The sequence below is a fragment of the Azospirillum formosense genome (assembly GCF_013340925.1).
GTDB classification, from domain to species: Bacteria; Pseudomonadota; Alphaproteobacteria; order Azospirillales; family Azospirillaceae; genus Azospirillum; species Azospirillum formosense.
Genome location: NZ_WHOR01000518.1, coordinates 1 through 997 on the forward strand (window position 1 = coordinate 1; position 997 = coordinate 997).

At 56.4% G+C, this 997-nt stretch carries 1 pseudogene; it reads left to right on the top strand.

The window, feature by feature from the left end:
• Window positions 1-816 precede the first annotated feature (816 nt).
• Window positions 817-997, top strand: a pseudogene (locus GBZ26_RS29525) (oxalate/formate MFS antiporter); the annotation flags it as partial.

A 997-nucleotide genomic window follows, 5' to 3' on the forward strand; every position in this document is an offset into this window, starting at 1 on the left:
GACGGGAAGGGGGTTGGGTCTGGAGGCTGATGGCGGCTCATGTGGGCTCCCGTTTTCGGCGGGCTGTGGCTTCTGTCGACGACCGAGAAAGTGGTCGAACGATCCAACAACAGGTTGAGCGTGGCGTCTGTTCCATGCTGCGAGCGCGCAATAGATACGGCGTCAGCAGGGGGGCGGCCATGGCGTCCATGGTAATCCGGATCGCTGACGATTCGAGAGCCAAACTTTTTTTGACGGTGCGGGGATTAAGCGGGCCGCCGGTCCGTAAACTGTATGAAGAGGGAATAAGGAGGTCGGACGGCCTTGGTGTGATTGGGGCTGGCCGGATTGTTTATTTCTAATTCGTACAGGACGTACAGATTAGCTCAACTAAGAGGTTGCTGGTGATCAGGAGTCCTGTAAGATTGGAACAGCCGTTCTTGGTGTAACGGCTTCTCCACTGTTGTGATCGTAAGTGAAGCGAACTCAATCAGAGGCCGCGCCTGCTTTGGCGCGGCCTTTTTTTTGTCATTTCGAAGTCATAGGACGAAAGTTTTGTTTCCTTGATGGAGTCATTCCGTAGGGCATACCTTCAACGATAGTTGCGACAGTAGGGATTATTTGTGCTGTGATTCCTGAAACGGATGTTGTGTTCCGCTGATTGTGTGGTATACCAAGTACGAAATGCGGAACACCAGGCCTCTCCCAACGGTGGCGGTGGTGCTTCTGCCAAGACGTGAAGGGCACGCAAGCCCCCGAAGAAAGGCAATGCGACAACAACCATGGCCCCGCCCGGCTGAGTTGAGTGTTCGATCACCGCATTGGGGAGGAAGAGTAATGAGTCAGTCCATCGCTGCACCGCCTGGCGGCTCGCAGGCGCCCATTTCCGAAGGCGCGCGTTGGATGCAGATCGTCGTCGGCATCGTCTGCATGGTGGCCGCGGCCAACATCCAGTATGCCTGGACGCTGTTCGTGCCGGAAATCCAGGCCACCCATGGCTGGACCCGCGCCTCGATCC